Source organism: Marinifilum caeruleilacunae (assembly GCF_013141825.1).
Taxonomy (GTDB): Bacteria; Bacteroidota; Bacteroidia; order Bacteroidales; family Marinifilaceae; genus Marinifilum; species Marinifilum caeruleilacunae.
In genome coordinates this window covers 1-4,460 of record NZ_RZNH01000073.1, presented here as the reverse complement: position 1 = coordinate 4,460, position 4,460 = coordinate 1, and the positions used below count along the sequence as shown (strand labels likewise).

General features: G+C 33.1%; 7 protein-coding genes. All 7 read right to left on the bottom strand.

Features of this window, described 5'->3' with window-relative positions; genetic code table 11:
• Positions 1-182: 182 nt before the first annotated feature.
• Positions 183-665, bottom strand: a complete 483-nt coding sequence (gene greB, locus ELS83_RS21415) for a transcription elongation factor GreB (protein ID WP_249414544.1) — start codon at positions 663-665, stop codon at positions 183-185.
• 206 nt (positions 666-871) lie between these two features.
• Positions 872-1,399 (bottom strand): hypothetical protein, encoded by a 528-nt coding sequence (locus tag ELS83_RS21410; RefSeq protein ID WP_171597582.1) that lies wholly within the window; start codon positions 1,397-1,399, stop codon positions 872-874.
• 584 nt (positions 1,400-1,983) lie between these two features.
• On the bottom strand, positions 1,984-2,547 hold the full coding sequence (locus ELS83_RS21405; protein ID WP_171597581.1) for a hypothetical protein: 564 nt from the start codon (positions 2,545-2,547) through the stop codon (positions 1,984-1,986).
• A 211-nt stretch (positions 2,548-2,758) separates the two neighbouring features.
• Entirely contained in the window at positions 2,759-3,112 is a 354-nt protein-coding gene (locus ELS83_RS21400; protein WP_171597580.1) for a hypothetical protein, read from the bottom strand.
• 197 nt (positions 3,113-3,309) lie between these two features.
• Positions 3,310-3,636 carry a hypothetical protein gene (locus tag ELS83_RS21395; RefSeq protein ID WP_171597579.1) on the bottom strand — a complete coding sequence of 109 codons (327 nt, stop codon included), beginning with the start codon at positions 3,634-3,636 and terminating at the stop codon, positions 3,310-3,312.
• Positions 3,637-3,738: 102 nt separating this feature from the next.
• Positions 3,739-4,194, bottom strand: a complete 456-nt coding sequence (locus ELS83_RS21390) for a DUF5063 domain-containing protein (RefSeq protein WP_171597578.1) — start codon at positions 4,192-4,194, stop codon at positions 3,739-3,741.
• A 151-nt stretch (positions 4,195-4,345) separates the two neighbouring features.
• Positions 4,346-4,460 (bottom strand): DUF4844 domain-containing protein (locus ELS83_RS22785; protein WP_171597577.1); only part of this gene is annotated, 115 nt, incomplete at its 5' end.

The window sequence follows — 4,460 nt, the reverse complement described above, 5'->3', positions numbered from 1 at the left end:
TTTTTCTACAATAAATTTAGTAGTTTTTTTTCATCATAATAACTCTCTGAATACTATATAAATATAGCAAAAAAATCTCTAAAAACCTCGCTACTACTACTGTTTTTCAATAACTTACACTCTTAACTTAATGACATTGGGCGCGAGCGGGTAGTGCACACTTGCGCCATCAGGGGTAAGGCCTACTTCTGATACTGAATACTGTTAATTCTCCAAACCATATCTCCCATCTTCGTTTTTACGACAACTTGATCACCAACGCATTTTTTCATTAAAGACTTTGCCACAGGGGAATCCATTGATATATAATCAGAATTGCCAGGAAGTTCTTCATATCCAACAATTCGTAGCTTTTTCTTAAACCCTTTTTCCAGGTTTTCAATTTCTACCCATGCACCAAACATCACCTTTCCTTCCTGAGATGGATGATATTCTACTACTTTAAATTCATCTAAGCATACACGTAAGTATCGTATACGCCTATCAAGCTCCCTTAAGCGTTTCTTATTATAATGATAATCGGCATTCTCAGAACGGTCACCTAAACTCGCCGCCCATGATACTTTAGCTGTAACATCTGGCCGTTCTACTGTCCATATATGATTCAACTCTTCCTTCAGTTTCTCGAAACCTTCAGGTGTAATCATGAGAGAGCGATTAGTCAACTTTATAGTTTCTGATTCTGGTATTTTACGGCGCATAATGAAATTTTTATTTAAAAAATTAAATACTGAATTTGGGGTTTAGAGCATAATGCTAAGAACCCCTAATACTAGTCAACAATTTCCAAATGTAAGCAAAAACATCAACTCTTTTGAAGAAACTTTTGGTAGTCCACCACACGAAAGGATTCGTGCGGCAGCGGGGGCTTTTAATGTTTTATTGGAATACCGAAGATGTTAATTATCAGTTGTTTTATTAATCCCACTTTTCGTTTCCTTAATTTTTTTAACTCGGAACAACTAATTAGTTGATAGAAGTTTTGATAATAGAAACTTGAAATTCGATCTATTAATTTTCCGTTATGAATTAAATACATTGCTTGATATTGATTTCCATAATTATCCGTTTCTCCCACTAAAGTATATCCGTCGTAAAAAGTTTTCTTTTTAATTTTGAAAAGGATAGGAAGAATCCAACTTATAAAAATTATTTTTTCCGATGTGATAATAATTAATCTGTTGTCCTTAATTAGTAATCTCAAAAATAATAGCTCTAATGCTAAAATGAATGTCAAAAGCAACCAATCGTATCCTTCAGTGCATGTGCTTATTTGAAATGGTTTAAGTTTTGATTCAAAGAGGACTTTATATGTTAGAAATCCCCATATTAAGTTCAGGAAGATTGTCAAACCAAATCCACCAAAGATTTTCGGGATCGAAGTTGCAGTTTTACCCATTTGTCGGTTTTTTAATTGCGCATAACGTAAGCATAAAGTGCAATGCACTTTACCTACCTCCGCTGCCTATTGTACTTGTCAAAATACTTCGTAAAAAATGTCAATCACAAAAAAACTTGTAAAGACAAGGTTTAATAAAATTATTAACCAGAAAAATTCGTTTTTATATTTATTATCAGTTTCCTTACGTTTATAAAAAATAGATAAAGAAATTATTATAATGAGGGATAGAACACAATAAATCGGAATCATAATTACATAACCTAATCCAGTTCCACCTTCAGCATTGTACATTGCGTTCCTCAAAATAAAATAATTACCTAAAATTATTATAGTCAGAACAAGTAATAAAAATTTCATCATAGACTAGTTAATGAATTATAGTTTTTAATATCCTTAAAATTTTCATTCTATAGTATTCAATATTCATCTCATTAGGTTACGCCTAACGGTCACTTGTATGTGGTCGAGCGGGATTTTCGATAGAAATCCTGTCAGACCCGCAGGAAATTGGGCATAAGGTCTGACTTGTCAGGCCGCCAAGTACCCCGCCTGCCATATACAATTTGTTAGGCGTTCGGTTTTTACCCACTATGTTTAAATACATAATCCATTTCATCTTGAATCTCTGTATTTTTTAGTTTTAGTTTCATTGAATCTGCTGGTATTGCATACCACCAGGGTTTCATTAAAATTTCCATTCTTTTAGTAGAATCCATCGGAAGGACGTATTCCAACAACGAATCGATATTCAAATATGCAATTTCTGCCGCCAACTCTGAAAGTCCCTGTTCAACTTCTCCAGTTGCGAAATAGTATGGTTTTATTTTGAGGACAAATTCAAACAAATTAAAGCTTAAACTGTCTTGATTTGCACTTTTTAGTTTGTTGAAAAATGGATAGCCCGCATAATCCCAAGCTCTTTCATCAAATCGAAATTTATCCATTTCTGCTCTGTCAAGTTTTAAATACTTGTCAAATTCAATATTTATTTTTTCAAGCAGAATATGGCTTGTTGATTTTGTATTTTGTAATTCCTCCAAATAACCATAGATAGTTTCAAATGGATTTTCATTCTTAGTCAATTCTTGTCCAAAGATGATGGAAGAGATTGAGACGAAAAATATTATGATGGTTAGCTTTTTCATTCTGAGTTTTGTTTTTAACTGACCTCCGCTGCCGCACGAATCCTTTCGTGTGGCTTCTACACTATTGGAACAACTAAACAATATCATGCTAAAATATTAAATGTTTAGTTAATTTCTCTAGTTATAATTCTGAAAAAACATCAAGTCTTTTGTAGAAACATTTTGGTAGTCTCACCACACGAAAGGATTCGTGCGGTAGCGGGGGTTTTAACTAATCAAAGAATTCATATTCAATTTGTAAATCCTTTATTGGTTCTTTAATATTCTCGAACTTAACCAAACAAGAATCAGAGTACCAATCAGTATGGTATGTCGTATCAATTCCACCAATTAATTTGTAGTGATAAGCAACATTTTTCCCATTTGTATGAATCAATGTAATCGTGTCGTCAAAATCTCCATTTATTTTTATATCGATTCCCCAGATATTTCCTTGCTTTGAAATCTTTTTCAAAATTAAAATTGTATCTGCCTGAATATCTGCCCTTAAATTTTGGGTATCACTTGTCATATTGCATGAAGTGAAAACTAGTAAGAAGATTGATGCAATTATTATTCTTGTCATATATATGTAAATTTCAAAGTCAAAATACCCACAGATAGTACCAGTTTGCCTCCGCTGCCGCACGAATCCTTTCGTGTGGCTTCTACACAATTGGAACAACTAAACAATATCATGCTAAAATATTAAATGTTTAGTTAATTTCTCTAGTTATAATTCTGAAAGAACATCAAGTCTTTTGTAGAAACATTTTGGTAGTCTCACCACACGAAAGGATTCGTGCGGTAGCGGGGATTTGATATAGTATCGTTATTTGAAGTCAAATAAAGTGCTTTGTAATGATATGTTTTTCCTGCTTTAAAAATTCTTCTAACCTTAGGTATTCTTCGTTCAGTAAATTCTAAACTGTCGAGATTTAAATTAATGTCAAAACCATTTGGTGGAAGTTTGTATCTTCTTTCAATATCATATAAAGTATCCGTTTGGATATTTACGGAATTAATGTTATCTAAATTTTGAGAGTAAGCATTTCTTTGGATGCCAATCAGGACTATTGAGATAATAATTAAAATCTGTTTGTATTTCATAATTTGCAATTTCTGTCTCTGTTTTAGAATGACCTACAACGTTTCGGCTATGCGCAGTATCCCAAAGGGTATTGCTTATAGGTTTTGTTGTAGCACGTTTTTTTATCCATTCTTTGCTTTCATAAAGTTCAATAGGTCGATCAGGTGTTGCTGAGTATGACCGTTGAATATTAGCTTAAAGTACCAAAGACCATCCGCTACGCTATTATTTTCAATTCTCCATTTGATTTCGAGAACATCGTAAATAATATCCGATAAATCATCCACCGCATCACCAGTTGCAGTCTCGGCATCTTTCAAGATTTCAGTTGAATTCAATACAGAATGATAAAATCCAAAATCACCGAAATTGCTACGAACATTGTTAATCACATTTGGAAATTGGGATTTATCGAATTCAGGGTAGTCTCGGTTATCAAATTCAAACTTAATAATGAAGGATTGGGAATAAAGGTCAACCAGGTATTGCTCCAGATCCTTTTCTTTATTTTCAATCTGCAAGTCCGTTTGAAGGCCATACTTGGCAATTCCATCTATTATTTGAACTAAGTTTTTCAATTTGTTTTTAATGTGCTACAACGGTTTTGCTAAAATTTGAGGGCGATTTAGAATTACCACCTTATCAAAACCGCTTGCGTTTATTGTTTTTGTTTCGTTATCAATTTGAGCGTCACCGCCCTTGAATTTTAATTTTTGTTGGCAACCGTTTTTACTCACTTGGATTAAATCCGTACATAAAATCATTCAGTTGACCGTCTGAACTTTCTAGTCCAACTATATCCATTAATTCTTCAAAATAGCAACAAATTCGTTCTCTATCTTCT

Coding starts and splice junctions, on each gene's coding strand:
- ELS83_RS21410 (WP_171597582.1), bottom strand. CDS start 1,399: ATGGGTAAAACTGCAACTTCGATCCCGAAAATCTTTGGTGGATTTGGT.
- ELS83_RS21405 (WP_171597581.1), bottom strand. CDS start 2,547: ATGAAAAAGCTAACCATCATAATATTTTTCGTCTCAATCTCTTCCATC.
- ELS83_RS21400 (WP_171597580.1), bottom strand. CDS start 3,112: ATGACAAGAATAATAATTGCATCAATCTTCTTACTAGTTTTCACTTCA.
- ELS83_RS21395 (WP_171597579.1), bottom strand. CDS start 3,636: ATGAAATACAAACAGATTTTAATTATTATCTCAATAGTCCTGATTGGC.